Raw genomic sequence first — 15,000 nt, forward strand, 5'->3', positions numbered from 1 at the left:
TCTCTCGTTCGCTAGCCTCAGACCCGCGCCTTTGCTCGGCCACGGGCGGTATAGGCGACGCCCCCGGCGATGAGCAGCACGAGCCCGACTCCGATGATCCCGGCGACGCCCACGGGGATGCCGCCCACATCACCGTAGTCGGCCAGCGCCCACGAGCCGAACACGTGGTGGGTGGCCTGGTCGAGGAAGCCATGGTTCTCGGCGACCGCCTCCAGGCCGTCGGGGCTGGAGGAGGCGAAGAAGGACACGATCCCGGCCAGCACCAGCGTCAGGCCGAGGCCGCCGAGCAGGAACGCCCGCAGCGGGCCGCGGGTGGCCACCGGCTCCTCAGCGGAGCCCACCGTGACCGCCGCCTCTTCGGCACCCCTCAGCACAAGGGGCGTGGTCAGCCCGCGCGCGCCGTACACGAGGTCCGGCCGGACTGCCAGCACCGCGCCGACGGTCAGGGCCGTGATGACTCCTTCGCCGATGCCGATCAGCACGTGCACGCCGCCCATCGCGGCCGCCACCGCGGAGACCTCGATCGGCGCGGTGCCGCCGGCCCAGAACAGCGCCGAGAACACCAGGGCGGCTGACGGCACGGAGATCAGCGCGGCGAGGAACGCGGCCACCGTCACACCGCCCTTGCCCTTGGCGAGCCGCGCGACCAGCCGGAAGACGCCCCAGCCGACCAGCACGGTGACGATGCCCATGATCGTGATGTTGATCCCCAGCGCCGTGAGACCGCCGTCGGCGAAGAACACGCACTGCACCAGCAGGACCACGGCCATACAGAGCACGCCCGTATAGGGCCCCACGAGGATCGCGGCCAGCGCCCCGCCCAGCAGGTGCCCGCTGGTGCCCGCGGCGACGGGGAAGTTGAGCATCTGGACGGCGAAGATGAACGCGGCCACCAGCCCGGCCATGGGCGCGGTCCGGTCGTCGAGCTCGCGGCGCGCGCCGCGCAGGCAGACCGCCAGCCCGGCGGCGGCGACCGCGCCGGCGGACACGGATACGGCCGCGTTGAAGAAGCCATCGGGTACGTGCACGGTGAAGCCCTTCGTCAAGCGGTGTTGCAACTCCCCACTTTAGGACATCGCCTTGCACCTGCACATAGATGGCAATTAGCGAAGAATTCTGCGGAAGGCCGTACGGGTCGTCATCTTGAGCACCACCGTGCTCAGCCGCCCCTTGCCCGACGTCGCGTACGGACGCACGCTCCGCAGCATGGCACCGCCGCGCAACCTGCCCCACAACCGGCGCGGCGCGGCGACGGTCTGGGCGTCGGTCTCGATCCGGAACCTCGCGGGCGGACCGCCCAGCTCAACCTCCAGATAGGCGTCCCAGATGCCCGGCGCGAACTTGCCCATCGCGGGCCGGGCCGCGAACCCGCCGCCCGGCAGCGCGACCACCCGCTCGGCCCGTTCGTTGCCCGTACGCCGCTCGCGCCAGACCAGCCGGGTGATCGCCGAGGCCGCCGGGATCACGCCCACGACCGTGACCTCGCCGTCGATGAGCAGCCGCCGCCCGAGCGTCCAGCGCGTCCGGTGGATCCTGGCCCGGCCCGGCACCGTCATCAGGTGCCCGCCGACGTCGATGCTGAGGTTGCCGTTGTCCTTGGTGAAGTACGGCAGCGCCACCACGGCGCCGATGAGCCGGGGCGCCGGCCGGGTGACGCAGCTGTCGCGGTCGGCGCCGAGCCGGCCGTATCGGACCACGCCCTCCATCTCGACGGCCACCCGCAGGTCCCAGATGCCGGAGTCGAGCGCCGCCACGTCGACGCTGGCGACGAACGCGGCGCCCTCGCGCTCGGCGGGCACGATCAGCTCCTGCCCGCGCACGTTGCGGGCGCGGAGCACGAGCGCGACCCCGTCGTGCTCCGGCATGCCGTCGAGCCCGGCCACCCCGGTCACGACCAGCCGGTTCGCCTCCCAGCGCAGGCCGGTCAGCCGGCGGCTCACGGCGGCGGCCTCGATCTGGGCCAGCCGCACCAGGCGGTGGATGTCGCCGAGCGCGGCGATCCGCTGCTGGTCGGTCCGGCTGAGCCGCGCGTAGACGCCGGGCGTCAGCCATCTGTCGCAGAGCGCGGCCACCTCCTGCGCGATCTCCTTGCGCTGCACCTCGTCCGACTTCAGGAACGGCACGCCGAGCTGCTCGAACACGTCGAGCCTGAAGTGCCGGCGGAGCAGGTGGTCGCGCAGCGGCCCCGGCGGGACGTGCTCGGTCATGAGCTGGATCGGCCCGCGGATCATGCCGAGCCAGCCGCGTGGGTCCCGGCTGCCCGGCTGCTGCATGATGCTGCTGCCGTCGGACCTGGCGACCAGGTGGTAGCAGTCGTAGTCGGCCACCACGGAGATCACCTTGGCATGGCAGTAGGCGTGCACGGTGAAGTGGATGTCCTCGCCGACCAGCATGCCCTCGCCGAACTTGATGCCATGACTGACCAGCATCTCCCTGCGGAACAGCTTGAAGCAGCTCAGGCTGTTGTAGACGGCGCTGTCACCGAGCTCGGCCCGCTCGGCGCCGCGGTGGAACATCGACATCGGAGCGCGCCTGCCGTGCCCGACGACCTTGCCCAGCACGATGTCGGAGCCGTTGCGGTCGGCCATGGCGACCATGCGTTCGAGCGCCTCGGGGCCCAGGTAGTCGTCGGCGTCGCAGAAGAAGACGTAGCGGCCGGTGGCGTGCTCGATGCCGATGTTGCGCGGCCGCCCGGCGCCACCCGAGGCGGCGATGCTGATGACCTTGACGTTGCCCTTGTGGTAGGTGGCGTAGAGGTCGAGCAGTTCGTCACTGCCGTCGGTCGATCCGTCGTCGACGACGATGATCTCTTTCCTGATCCGCTGAACCAGCGCGGCGGTGAGGCACCGGTCCAGGTATGGACGGCAGTTGTGGGCCGGGATGATGACGCTGACGTCCACCGCGTCCTCGTCGCCGTTCGATGTCGCCATAGCCACAAGCGCGCCCTTCAGCCGCCGTCACATACCGCAGTCACGTCGTTTCAGTATGTGATGACGACCGGGCGTCGCGTGGCCGATCTCGCCTCTTCCTCCGCCCCTTTTCCCCAGACAGAAGATTCACCGCACTCATCGCATAAGCGCAGGTGAAACCGCTAATCCGCACAATACGGCAGGACCGAACGGGGTTCAGGGACGCTGTTATCCCACCCAGGAGGAGAGAACCTCCCCCGGAGGAAGGATGCCGTACCCCACGCGAGAACAGGTGATCCACGGGACGGGATGACGCGTCTACAGTGAGGCAACCTTGACCGGGGAGGTGGCGAGAGTGGGATCCGATCTTCGCGGGCCCAGGGTGACCGGCTCGGCCGTACACGATGCGGAGTTCATCGTCTCCTCAGCGCGGCTGGGAGAGCTGCATGAATGCTCCGCCCTGCTCCGCCGTACGCGGATCAGGGCGGAAGAGATCGTGGACGAGGCGCGAGCACTGCTCGCCGAGGCCGAGACACAGGACGACCATGAGCGGATCGTCATCCGAGGCGCCCAGCTCGACGAGGCGCGGCAGGCGTACTGCAAGGTGCTGAACGCGTACGTGACGATCTGCCGCCGGATCAACGAGGAGCGGCAGGAGATCATGCGGGCCCTCGCGGGCTTGTCAGGCGTTACCTGACGCGCTCCTGTCAGGCCATGCCTGACAGGATGGACAACCTGCGCTGCTCGTTCTGCCGGTAAACCTCTGTGACATGTGGGGCGTCCTTCGTGCAGGGAGGCCCACCATGCATGTCCTCGATGGCCTCGCGGCTCCCGATCTGGCCGAGCTCCACCTGGAGCTGATCCTCATCGCGGTGTTGCACGAGGAAGCAGAAAGCCTGTCCACCCGTTGAACGGGCTCCAGCTCCCCGATCGCACCTGGGAGCTGGAGCAGGGGGTCAGTGAGTCGCCGACCCGCCGCCCATGCCGGGGAGCTGGCCGCGGATGGCTCCGTCGGGATACTTCGCGTTGTGCACGTTGACGTAGTACCGCTCCGGCGACTTGACGATGCCGTGCAGCTCGCTCTGGGTCAGGACGAGCGCGGCGTTCGAGCCGCTCTGCTGCTTGGCCGCCTTGATGCAGCCTTTCGCGGGACCCTTGGTCGGGGACTTCAGGGTGACGGTGATCGGGCCTGCCACGCCCTTCTTGCCCTTGTGGAGGTGGGCGGCCGTGGCGGGCAGGATGCGGTCGGCGGTGATGGTGTAGCAGAGCGTCTCGCCCTTCACCTGGTAGGTGAAGGCGCCATGCCCGTCCGGATCACCTGGACCCGGCACCTCCTGCCGGCCGGTCATGACGACACGTTGCCCGCGGTCGGCGGCGCCGGCGGGGCTCGCGGTGGCGGAGCCAGGAAGGGCTACGAGGCCGGTGACGAGGGCTGCGGTGGTGAGGGTGGCGACTGCCAAGGATCTGCTCATGGGACGTGGTCCTCTCCCATCAGACTTCAGGACACCCTGCCGCACGTATCGTGGCGGATTTCGAGGCGGCGAAGTATGGGTGAAGCGGCTTGACGGTAAGCACCTGTGCCTGCCGGAGACAGCGCCGGTAATATCCGCATTTATGCTGCGCTGTGCCGTATTGGATGACTACCAGGATATCGCACTCGACCTCGCCGACTGGTCCCCGGTGCGGGCGACGAGCTTCCGCGAGCACTTCGCCACGCAGGACGACCTGGTGCGAGCCGTCCGCGACCACGAGATCCTGGTGATCATGCGGGAGCGCACGCCGTTCCCCGCCGAGCTCTTCGCCCGGCTCCCGAACCTGCGCCTGCTCATCACGACGGGCATGCGCAACGCCTCCATCGACCTGGACGCCGCCCGCGCCCACGGAGTCACAGTCTGCGGCACCGCCGGCAGTTCGGCGCCGCCCACCGAACTGACCTGGGCCCTCATCCTGGGCCTGGCCCGCCACCTGATCCCCGAGGCCACCGCGCTGCGGGCCGGCGGCCCCTGGCAGCACACGATCGGCCTCGACCTGCGCGGCAGCACCCTCGGCCTGCTCGGCCTCGGCAAGATCGGCTCCCAGATGGCCGCCATCGGCCGCGCCTTCGGCATGGACGTCGTCGCCTGGAGCCGCAACCTCACCGCCGACCGGGCGGCCGAACTGGGCGTACGGTACGCGGCCACGAAGGAGGCGCTCCTGGCCGAGTCGGACATCGTGTCGATCCACCTCGTCCTCGGCGACCGGACCCGCGGGCTGATCGGCGCTTCGGAGCTGGCGCTGATGCGTCGTACGGCGTATCTGGTCAACACCTCGCGGGCGGCCATCGTGGACCAGGCCGCCCTGATCGAGGCGCTGAGGGAGGGCCGCATCGCCGGCGCCGGGCTGGACGTCTTCGACGAGGAACCGCTTCCGGACGACCACCCGCTGCGCACGCTGCCGAACGTCCTGGCCACGCCGCATCTCGGTTACGTCACCCAGGGCAACTACCGCACCTACTTCCAGGAGGCCGTGGCCGACATCGAGGCGTTCCTCGCGGGCACACCGGTCCGGCTGCTCACGTAAGCCCGGTCCGGCTGCTCGCGTAAGCCCGGTCCGGTTGCTCACGTGGCCTTTCTCGTGCCCGGTTGCTCATGTGGCGCCCGCTTGCTCACGTGACCTTGCCCCGCGCCCGGAAGGCCGCGGTTTTGACCCGGTTCTGGCAGGCGGTGGAGCAGAAGCGACGCGTGCCGTTGCGCGACACGTCTACGTAGACCCGGTCGCAGTGCGGCGCCGTGCACACGCCGAGCCGGTCGGAGAACTCGCTGCCGAGCACGATCGCGAGCCCGGTGGCGCAACTCGCCGCCCAGTCACCGGCCAGGGTGCCACCCGTGCCGTGGAAGTGGAGATGCCACGGCTCGCCGTCGTGCCGTTGGAGCATCGGCCGGGCGTGCGACTCCTCCAGCAGGCTGTTGACCTGCGTCGCCGCCGTGTCGATGTCGTCCGCCGCGACGGCCTCGAAGACCAGGCGCAGGCGCGCCGCGATCTCGGCGTACGCACCGCCCTCCGCCTCGGTGACCTCGGGATGCGTGGGGTAGACGGTACGGAGCACGTCCGTGGCGGCGGCGCCGAGATCGTGCGGCGCCGGCCAGGGCCGCCCCCGGCTCTCGCCAGGGGTCAGCACATTGACCACCGCCACGGCGACTCGGACGACCGTATCCGTGTGACTGTTGAAATCCACTTGACCAGTTACATCCTGTGTTTTAGCGTGTGACTGTCTAAAGCTTAAACGAGGGTCACAAGGAGACGACGTGCTCACTCACGAGATCGCAGTCGACTGGATCGCGCGCTGGGACCGGCAGCAGGAGGGCTACCTGCCCGACCGCGAGGAGCGCTTCACCGCGTTGATCGACGCCGTCGAGGCGCTGGGCCGCCCCGACCCGCTGGTCATCGACCTGGGCTGCGGGCCGGGCTCGCTGTCCGCCCGCCTCCTGGAGCGGCTGCCCAAGGCCACGGTGATCCCGGTCGACGCCGACCCGCTGCTGCTCGGCCTCGGCCGGGCCGCGTACCCGCGACTCGGCTTCGTCGACCTCGACCTGCGTACACCGGGCTGGACGGAGTCCCTGCCCCTGGACCGCCCGGCCGACGTCGCGGTGAGCACCACCGCGCTGCACTGGCTCGCCGTGCCGGAGCTCCGGAAGATGTACGCCGACCTGGTCTCCGTGCTGCGGCCGGGCGGGCTGCTCCTCAACGGCGACCACTTCGACTCCGACGACGCCACTTCGGTCATCGCCCGGCTCGAACGCGCCGTCCACGACCGCCACACCGACCGGGTGTTCGCCGACGGCCGGCCCGAGGACTGGCGGCAGTGGTGGGACTCGATCGCCGCCGAGCCCGCCTTCGCCGAGCTCATCGACGCCCGTACCGCTCGCACCACCGCGGGCGCGAACCACAGTGGCACCGAGTCCGGCCTGCTGTCCCAGCACGTCGACGCCCTGCGCGAGGCGGGCTTCGCCGAGGTCGGCACGCTCTGGCAACGCGGCAACAACCGCCTCCTCTGCGCCGTCCGCGCCTGACGCCCGCCGCGACCCGGCGGGGGTCTCCTAGCCCCACACCTCCCGCGCGGTCTCGGCGATCAGGGCCAGCTTGGCGAACTGCTGGTCGGCGTCGAGCACGTTGCCCTCGACGGTGGAGGAGAAGCCGCACTGCGGGGACAGGCAGAGCTGGTCCAGGTCGATGAACTTGGCGGCCTCGTCGATGCGCCTCTTGAGCGCGTCCTTGGACTCCAGCTCACCGCGTTTGGTGGTGACCAGGCCGAGCACCACCATCTTGCCCGGCGGTACGTAGCGCAGGGGCTCGAAGCCGCCCGAGCGCTCGTCGTCGAACTCCAGGAAGAACCCGTCCACCGCCAGCTCGCCGAACAGCGCCTCGGCCACGAAGTCGTAGGCCCCTGAAGCCGCCCAGGAGGAGCGGAAGTTGCCGCGGCACATGTGCGTGGTGATCGCCATTCCCTCGGGCTTGGCCGCGAGCGCGATGTTGATCTGCTTGATGTAACGCAGGTGCATGTGCTCGGCGTCGTCGCCGCGTTCGGCGAGCTCGGCCCGCTGCGCCGGGTCGTTGAGGTAGGCCAGGCTGGTGTCGTCGAACTGCAGGTAGGTGCAGCCCAGCTCGCCGATCCCGCGTACCTGCTCGGCGTAGGCGGCGCTGAGGTCGCTCCAGAACTCCTCGACGTCGGGGTAGACGTCCGGGTCTATGGAGGCGGGACCGCCCCGGTAGTGGACCATGCTGGGCGAGGGGATGGTCAGCTTGGGCACCGCCGTGGTAACGGTGTCGCGCAGGAACGTGAAGTGGTCGGCGAAGATCGGCTCGGTCAGCCTGATCTTGTCGTGCACCCGCATCGCCGCGGGGGTGTACTCGAGGTCGCCCCGCTCGTTGTGGAAGCGGACCGTGATGTGCTCGCCGGTGGCCTGGCCGATGCCGCCGAGCTGGTAGATGAAGTCCATGTGCCAGGAGGCCCGGCGGAACTCCCCGTCGGTCGCCGCCTGCAGGCCCAGCTCCTCCTGCCTGCGCACGACCTCGCGGATCGCCTCGTCCTCCACCTCGCGCAGCGCCTCGCCGGTGAGACTCTCACGGGCGCTGAGCAGGGCGAGTGGCCGGAGCAGGCTGCCGACATGATCTGCGCGGAAAGGGGGTGAGGTGCGCATGTGGATCACCTTCTCTAGGCGTACGTAGTACGCCCAAAGTTAGGCCACTATGCAACGGCTGTCACGGTTCTGCCCAACGTCCTCCTGATCACAATGTTGGGCACTCTATTGACAGGCGTAAAGTGCCTGCCTACATTCAGGGCCACATTCGCGGTCCTGGAGGTCCTGAATGCACAGGCTTCTCCCGTCCTTGGCCTGTCTCGTTCTCGCCACGGCCGCGTGCGGCAGCGGTGGCGGTGGCGGGGGCGGCGGATCCGGCGCTCAAGAGCCGATCAAAGTGGGCCTCATCGTCTCGTTGACCGGCAACTACACCCCGCTCGGCAGCGAGGACAAGAAGGCCGTCGAGCTGGCCGTCGAGCAGATCAACAACGGCGGCGGCCTGCTGGGCCGCAAGGTGGAGCTCATCGCCCGCGACGACAAGACCGCGCCGGACCAGGGCATCGTGGCCTACAACCAGATCAAGGGCGAGATCGACGCGCTGATCGGCCCGGTCTTCTCCAACTCGGCGCTGGCGATCGAGCCGCTGGCGCAGCGCGACAAGATGCCCTACCTGTCGCTGGCGCCCGCCCAGGAGCAGGTCGAGCCGATCAAGTCCTACGTCTTCGTCACGCCCGCGCTGTCCAGCATGTACGCCGAGCGCTACCTGCAGTACCTCCAGGCCACCGGCCTCAAGACGGTCGCGCTCGCCTACGACTCCAAGAGCGCCTACTCCGTGTCCGGTCACAAGGCCATGGTCGCGCTCGCCCCGAAGTACGGCGTCAAGATCGCCGTGGACGAGCCGTACGAGACCACGACCTCCGACTTCAGCCCGCTCTTCACCCACGTACGCGGCTCCACGGCCGAGGCGCTGGTCTTCTGGGGCTCCGGCGCGCCCGGCGTCACCGCCGCCAAGCAGTACGCCGCCGCGGGCCTGAAGGTGCCGTTGTTCCTGACCGCCTCCCAGGCCAGCAAGCTCTGGCTGGAGCCGATGGGCGCCGCGGCCGAGGGGATGACCGTGCAGAGCGCCATCGGCGTGGTGGGCGAGCAGTTACCCGACGGCAAGCAGAAGCAGGTCATCGAGCAGATGTCCAAGCCGTACCAGCAGAAGTACGGCTACCCGCCGCCGCAGTTCGCGCAGGACGGTTACAGCGCCGGCCTGCTGCTGTTCGAGGCGATCAAGAAGGCGGGCAGCACCGACAAGGCCAAGATCCAGCAGGCGCTGGAGAGCATTGACCTGGTCACCCCGAACGGCCGGTTCCGTTACTCCCCCACCGACCATTCCGGGCTCTCCCCCGAGTACATCTCGGTCAACACCGTGAAGAACGGCCAGTTCATCACCACCCCCTGGGCCAAGGCGCAGCTCGCCAAGACCGTGGCCGCGGAGTAGCGGTGCTGGCGGTCACCGGGATATCGCGCTCCTTCGGAGGCGTCTACGCCGTCGACGACGTCACGCTGAGCGTCGCGGACGGCGAGGTGTGCGGGATCATCGGGCCCAACGGCGCGGGCAAGTCCACGCTGTTCAACCTCATCACCGGCCACCTGCTCGCCGACCGCGGCGAGATCGCCTTTCTCGGGCGCCGGGTCGAGCGGCTGGCGCCCCACAGCCGGGCCCGGCTCGGCATGTCGATCGTCTTCCAGGGCGCCCGGGTGTTCCGCGGCATGACGGTCAGGGAGAACGTCATGGTCGGGACGCACAGCCGTACCCGGGCCGGATTCGTCGCGGCGGCGCTGCGGCTGCCGCGGCATCGCGCCGACGAGCGGGAGATCGCCCGCGAGGCGGACCTCGCCCTCGACCGGGTGGGGCTGGCGGAGTGGGCGGACCGGCCCGCCGACCAGCTCCCGATCGGCCAGCAGCGAGCGCTGCAACTGGCCCGCGCCCTGTGCGCGCGGCCCCGGCTGCTGCTGCTCGACGAGCCCGCGTCCGGGCTGCGCGGCGGTGAGCGCGAACGGCTCGCCACCCTGGTCGAGGAGCTGCGCGCGAGCGGGCTGACCATCCTGCTCATCGAGCACGACGTCGCCTTCGTGACCCGGCTCGCCGACCGCGTCGTCGTCCTCGACCTCGGGCGGGTCATCGCGGAGGGGTCCCCCGCCGAGGTACGCGCGGACCCGCTCGTGCTCGCCGCCTATCTCGGACAGGCTTCATGATCGACGTCCGCGACCTGGTCGTCTCGTACGGCGCGGCCACCGCGCTCGATCACGTCACGCTCTCGGTACGACGCGGGGAGATGGTCGCGCTGCTCGGCCCGAACGGCGCGGGCAAGTCGACGCTGGCCAACACCCTGGCGGGCCTCCTCGCTCCGGCCTCCGGGACCGTGCGGATCGATGGCAGGCTGGCGCTCATCCCCGAGGGCCGCCAGGTGTTTCCGGATTTGTCGGTCGCCGACAATCTCACCCTCGGCGGCTGGCGCGCCCGGCAGCGCGACCCCTCGTTCGTCTACCAGCTGCTGCCGCGGCTGGCCGAGCTGTCCGGCAGGCGGGCGGGCGTGCTGTCGGGCGGCGAACAGCAGATGGTGGCCTTCGGCCAGGCGCTGATGGCCCGGCCCGACGTGCTCGTGGTGGACGAGCTGTCGCTGGGGCTCGCTCCGCTGCTCACCGCCAAGCTGGCGGAACACCTGGTCGAGCTCAACCGTAGGCATGGCCTGACGGTGCTGCTCATCGAGCAGAACGCGCGGCTGGCCTTCGAGCTGTGCCGGCGGGCCTACGTCTTGGAATCCGCGCGCGTGGTAGCTGAGGGCGAGTGCGCCGAGCTGGCCGACGACCCGCGCGTGGCCGGCGCGTACCTGGGCGGGGCGATCACATGAGCGCGTTCATCGGGTACCTGCTCAACGGCCTGGCCGTCGGGTGCGCGATCGCGCTCATCGCCAGTGGGCTGGTCACCATCTACCGGGTCACCGGGGTGGTCAACTTCGCCCAGGGCACCTTCGCCGTCGTCGCCGGGCTCTGCACCTCCTCGCTGCTGGGGCTCGGGCTACCCCACGGGGTCAGCGAGGTGGCCGCCGTCCTGGTCGCCGCGCTCGCGGGCCTGCTGACCGGCCTGGCCGCCACCGGCAAACGGGGCACCACCCCTCTGTCGTCGCTCATCGTCACGCTCGGCGTGGGGGTCCTCGCCTACGCCGTCGAGATCGTCCTGTGGGGCGACCAGCCGCGCTCGGCTCCCGGCCTGGCCGGGTCGGTGACCATCGCCGGGGCCCGCGTCCAGACCCAACACCTGCTCGTCATCGCCATCACCGCGGCGACGTTCGTCCTGCTCGTCCTGTTCTTCGGCCGTACCTACCTGGGCAAGGCGCTGACCGCGTGCGCCTCCAACCCGTTCGCCGCCCGCGTCATCGGCATCGACACCCGGCTGATGGGCCTGCTGGCCTTCGCCCTGGGCGGGCTGCTCGGCGGCATCGCCGGAGTGCTGGTCACGCCGTTGCGGCCGATCTCGTTCGACACCGACGTCACGCTCATCGTCAACGGCTTCGCCGCGGCCGTGTTCGGCGGGCTCACCCGTCCGGCCGTCGCGCTCGGCGGCGCGCTGCTGCTCGGCGTCGCCGAGACCATGGCGGCGGGGTACGGCTACGGGTCTCACCAGCTGGAGGTCGCCCTGGGTCTCATGCTCGTCGTCATGGTCGTACAGGCCGGCCGCCGATCGACGATCCACCAGGAGACGGTGTGAAGCGGGCGGCGGCAGGGCTGCTGATCGGCGCCGTCACGCTCGTCCTGCCCGCCGTGCTCGACGACAGCTCGCTGGCCGTGTACATCCTGCTCGGCCTGGCGGCCATGGTCACGGTCGGAGTCTCCCTGCTCATGGGGTACGCCGGGCAGGTCTCCCTGGGCCAGGGCGCCTTCTACGCCATCGGCGCCTACACCGCCGCCCTGCTCGCGCTGAACGGCGTCCCTCCCCTGGCCGGGCTGATCGCCGCGCCCGTCGCGGCGGCCGCGTTCGCCCTCGTGATCGGTACGCCGCTGCTGCGGCTGCGCGGCCACCACCTGGCCTTCGCCACACTGGCCATGCAGCTGATCCTGCTCTCCCTGGCCGGGCAGCTGGACTTCACCGGCGGCGACATCGGGCTGCAGGCCATCCCCCGGTTCGGCATCGGCTCGGTCGAGGCGGAGAGCGCCTCCGCGTACGCCTATCTGACGTGGGCGGGCCTGGCCCTGGTGATGCTCGTGACGCACAACGTGATCGCCTCCCGGCCCGGCCGGGCCCTGCGCGCCCTGGCCACCAGCGAGACCGCCGCCGCCTCCGCCGGGATCCCGGTCGGCCGCTACAAGCTCGTCGTGTTCGCGCTGTCGGCCGCCTTCGCCGGCCTGGCGGGCGGCATCTACTGCTTCTACACCGGCTACGTCGCGCCGGGGTCGTTCCCGGTGCTCATCTCGATCCAGTACATCGTCATGGCCGTCGTCGGCGGCCTGGGCACGGTCTGGGGAGCCGTCGTCGGGGCCACCGCGATCACGCTGCTCGTGCAGGGGCTCGACCGGGTCGCGAACCTGCCGGGGATGCCGACGTACGCGCCGAGTGTGCTGTCGTACGCGGTCTACGCGCTCGTCCTCATCATCGTCGTCCTCTTCCTGCCCCGGGGGCTGCTGCCCACGTTCATTTCTCCGAATCGGAAGAGAACGCGCGGCGATTCCGGCTGAACTTGCCGATTCGTCGCCGTCATACCTCCGTCGTCCGGAAAGGTGCGGGTGATCAGTCAGTGGTTCGCGCCGTTCAGCGTCAGCGGATCATGAGCCTTTGATGCTCGATGGGGGCAAATGCCTCGGGTAAAGCTTCTTTACAAGCCCTTTACCGTGCGTAGTCAATTGATTACAGTAAGTGCGCCTGGCCAGTTCAGCGGCCAGAAAGCCCTCCGCACGATGAAAGGTGCACAGCATGCGCGCTCTCCCTCTCGCCGCTCGAACCGCCGCACTCGTCGCCGCGATGTTCCTGGCGGCACCGGCCCTGTCCGCGTCCGCCAATCCCTTCCCCCTGCGACCCGCCGTCCCCGGCGGTCCGCCCGTGGACCAGCTCAGCGCCGTCTGCTTCAAGCTGCCGTACTTCGGCCCGAAGGGACACGCCAACTTCGATTTCGGGCCGAAGGTCGTCCAACTGCTCGATGACCGGGGCGTCAAAGTGGAAGGGGTCGCCCCGATCGAGGCCAAGCCCCGCAACAAGGGCGTCTACATGCCGATCGGTTGGCAGCAGGACCACATCGATCCGTGCAACGGCGTCTACTACCCGGGCGGCTTCACCCTCAACGACGTCAAGAGCGGCCACAAGGTGACGATCCACGACATCCACCTGCGCGCTGACGGCACTCACGCCGGGGTGGCGATCGACGGGGTCGAGCAGGGCGAGCAGCTCGTGGCGACGTACAAGCTGCATGAGTTCCTGCCGACCGTGGCCACGCCTCGTCCGCTGGAGGGCGGGGTCGGGCCGAAGTACTGGCCGTTCTACGTCAGCGCGTACCTCAGCAGCACGGTCAAGGACATCACCGGCATCACTCTGAACCCGGGCGAGTACCTCGCCAACCTCGACGCGGTCGTGCAGTACGTGCCCTGACCCCAGGAACCGCGTACGAGACCATCCGCGAAGCGAGGGACATGATGCTGAACCTCATCGGCAGACGGCCATGGCTCATGGCCGCCGCCGCCTCCATCACCGTACTGGCCGGCGCCGTGCTGCTCGGCCCGGCGATGGACGCCGTCACGGCGACCAGCCACTGGGACGCCCCGGGGACGTTCAAGGACAAGGTCATAGACGCCAGCGACCTGTACGCCTTCACCAGCCCGGACAAGCCCGACACGGTCACCATCGTCGCGAACTACATCCCCTTCCAGATCCCTTACAAGCCCTACCAGTTCGACACCAACGTCCAATACGACCTGCACATCGACAACACCGGCAGCGGCAAGGCGGCCATCACCTACCGCTGGACCTTCCGCAACAAGGGGCTCCCGGTGCCCTCGGTCCTGCGGCGCGAACGCCAGGCGGCCGCGCCCGAATCCCTGGTGGAGCAGAGCTTCACGCTGACCAAGCTGCGGCCGGGCCAGCCCGACCAGATCCTCGTCAGGGATGGCTACGTGGGCCCCTCCGACATGGGCCTCCTGATCACGCCCGGCTACCAGAGGCTGCGCCAGAAGGCCGTACTCGACCTGCCCGGCGGCGGGAAGGTCTTCACCGGGCAGGCCGCCGATCCCTTCTTCAGCGACAACAAGGCGGTGAACCTGCTCAGGTTCGGCATGCCGTTCCCGCCGATCGCCACCGGCGTGCCGATGAACGTCGACTCGCTCGCCATCCAGGTGCCCAAATCCGAGCTGGCCCTGGGCGGCGACCCCACGGCCAACCCGGTCGTCGGCGTCTGGACCACGGCCGCCCGCAAGTCCTTGAACGGCGAATACCGGCAGGTGTCACGGCTGGGCAACCCCAACTACAACGAGGCACTCATCCCGTTCGCCTCGCGTGACCGCTTCAACGGCATGCGCCCGCAGGACGACGCCGGCAGCGGCCTGGTCGTCGAGTCCACCCGGGACCCCGAGCAGGCCAGAACCGTCGAGCGGCAGGCCGGGGTCAAGGCGCCGGCCCCGCCGCGCGCGGACCTGGAGGAGATCTACCTCACCGGCCTGACCACCAAGCGGGGCGGCCCGCTGAAGGAGGACCTCAACTCGCAACTGCTCAACCGGGACGCCTCGGGCTTCACGTCCGCGGAGCAGTTGCGGCTCAACATGAGCACCCCCGTCACTGCCAAACCGCACAAGTACGGCTACCTCAAAGGGGACAAGCAGGGCTATCCCAACGGCCGCCGCCTCACTGACGACGTGGTCACCGTCAACCTCCGGATGCTCCTGGGTGAGCCGGCGGGACCGGGCGCGCCCGGTCTGATCGACGAGAACAACCCGGTCTTCCTCACCGCGCCCATCACCGGCAGCTTCCCGTACGTCGCCCTGCCGGTGCACTAGACCGGCAGAGC

General features: G+C 69.6%; 15 protein-coding genes. 10 read left to right on the forward strand and 5 right to left on the reverse strand.

Features of this window, described 5'->3' with window-relative positions; genetic code table 11:
- Positions 1–17: 17 nt before the first annotated feature.
- Positions 18–1,058: an energy-coupling factor ABC transporter permease gene (locus tag AB0H88_RS26155; RefSeq protein ID WP_357648712.1), complete on the reverse strand. Its 1,041-nt coding sequence runs from the start codon at positions 1,056–1,058 to the stop codon at positions 18–20.
- 45 nt (positions 1,059–1,103) lie between these two features.
- A complete protein-coding gene (locus AB0H88_RS26160) occupies positions 1,104–2,930 on the reverse strand; it encodes a glycosyltransferase family 2 protein (RefSeq protein ID WP_357648714.1) in 1,827 nt (608 codons plus the stop codon).
- Positions 2,931–3,264: 334 nt separating this feature from the next.
- Here AB0H88_RS26160 and AB0H88_RS26165 point away from each other — a divergent pair, with 334 nt between their 5' ends.
- The gene (locus AB0H88_RS26165; RefSeq protein WP_357648716.1) at positions 3,265–3,606 is read left to right on the forward strand and encodes a hypothetical protein; all 342 of its coding nucleotides are present in this window, start codon (positions 3,265–3,267) and stop codon (positions 3,604–3,606) included.
- Between the two features lie 259 nt (positions 3,607–3,865).
- Here AB0H88_RS26165 and AB0H88_RS26170 read toward each other — a convergent pair whose 3' ends face one another.
- Complete coding sequence (locus AB0H88_RS26170) at positions 3,866–4,381, reverse strand: CHRD domain-containing protein (RefSeq protein WP_357648718.1); 516 nt, start codon at positions 4,379–4,381, stop codon at positions 3,866–3,868.
- A 142-nt stretch (positions 4,382–4,523) separates the two neighbouring features.
- Here AB0H88_RS26170 and AB0H88_RS26175 point away from each other — a divergent pair, with 142 nt between their 5' ends.
- Complete coding sequence (locus AB0H88_RS26175; protein ID WP_357648720.1) at positions 4,524–5,468, forward strand: D-2-hydroxyacid dehydrogenase family protein; 945 nt, start codon at positions 4,524–4,526, stop codon at positions 5,466–5,468.
- Between the two features lie 85 nt (positions 5,469–5,553).
- Here the strand turns inward: AB0H88_RS26175 and AB0H88_RS26180 are convergent, their stop codons facing one another.
- On the reverse strand, positions 5,554–6,123 hold the full coding sequence (locus tag AB0H88_RS26180; protein WP_357648722.1) for a CGNR zinc finger domain-containing protein: 570 nt from the start codon (positions 6,121–6,123) through the stop codon (positions 5,554–5,556).
- Between the two features lie 70 nt (positions 6,124–6,193).
- Between AB0H88_RS26180 and AB0H88_RS26185 the strand changes: the two genes are divergently transcribed.
- Positions 6,194–6,958: a class I SAM-dependent methyltransferase gene (locus tag AB0H88_RS26185; protein ID WP_357648724.1), complete on the forward strand. Its 765-nt coding sequence runs from the start codon at positions 6,194–6,196 to the stop codon at positions 6,956–6,958.
- 27 nt (positions 6,959–6,985) lie between these two features.
- Here the strand turns inward: AB0H88_RS26185 and AB0H88_RS26190 are convergent, their stop codons facing one another.
- Complete coding sequence (locus AB0H88_RS26190; RefSeq protein WP_357648726.1) at positions 6,986–8,086, reverse strand: 5-methyltetrahydropteroyltriglutamate--homocysteine S-methyltransferase; 1,101 nt, start codon at positions 8,084–8,086, stop codon at positions 6,986–6,988.
- Positions 8,087–8,255: 169 nt separating this feature from the next.
- Between AB0H88_RS26190 and AB0H88_RS26195 the strand changes: the two genes are divergently transcribed.
- From AB0H88_RS26195 to AB0H88_RS26225, 7 genes are all read left to right on the forward strand, one after another.
- Entirely contained in the window at positions 8,256–9,452 is a 1,197-nt protein-coding gene (locus tag AB0H88_RS26195; RefSeq protein ID WP_357648728.1) for an ABC transporter substrate-binding protein, read from the forward strand.
- A gap of 2 nt (positions 9,453–9,454) precedes the next feature.
- Positions 9,455–10,210 (forward strand): ABC transporter ATP-binding protein, encoded by a 756-nt coding sequence (locus tag AB0H88_RS26200; RefSeq protein WP_357648730.1) that lies wholly within the window; start codon positions 9,455–9,457, stop codon positions 10,208–10,210.
- Complete coding sequence (locus AB0H88_RS26205) at positions 10,207–10,866, forward strand: ABC transporter ATP-binding protein (RefSeq protein WP_357648732.1); 660 nt, start codon at positions 10,207–10,209, stop codon at positions 10,864–10,866. Before AB0H88_RS26200 ends, AB0H88_RS26205 begins: the two co-directional genes overlap by 4 nt.
- Positions 10,863–11,723: a branched-chain amino acid ABC transporter permease gene (locus AB0H88_RS26210; RefSeq protein ID WP_357648734.1), complete on the forward strand. Its 861-nt coding sequence runs from the start codon at positions 10,863–10,865 to the stop codon at positions 11,721–11,723. Before AB0H88_RS26205 ends, AB0H88_RS26210 begins: the two co-directional genes overlap by 4 nt.
- Positions 11,720–12,688, forward strand: coding sequence for a branched-chain amino acid ABC transporter permease (locus AB0H88_RS26215; protein ID WP_357648736.1), 969 nt, complete (start codon positions 11,720–11,722; stop codon positions 12,686–12,688). Before AB0H88_RS26210 ends, AB0H88_RS26215 begins: the two co-directional genes overlap by 4 nt.
- A gap of 235 nt (positions 12,689–12,923) precedes the next feature.
- Positions 12,924–13,592: a hypothetical protein gene (locus AB0H88_RS26220; protein WP_357648738.1), complete on the forward strand. Its 669-nt coding sequence runs from the start codon at positions 12,924–12,926 to the stop codon at positions 13,590–13,592.
- 41 nt (positions 13,593–13,633) lie between these two features.
- Positions 13,634–14,989 (forward strand): DUF4331 domain-containing protein, encoded by a 1,356-nt coding sequence (locus tag AB0H88_RS26225; RefSeq protein ID WP_357648740.1) that lies wholly within the window; start codon positions 13,634–13,636, stop codon positions 14,987–14,989.
- Positions 14,990–15,000 lie beyond the last annotated feature (11 nt).

Origin of the sequence: Nonomuraea sp. NPDC050680 (assembly GCF_040654555.1) — a bacterium.
Taxonomy (GTDB): Bacteria; Actinomycetota; Actinomycetes; order Streptosporangiales; family Streptosporangiaceae; genus Nonomuraea.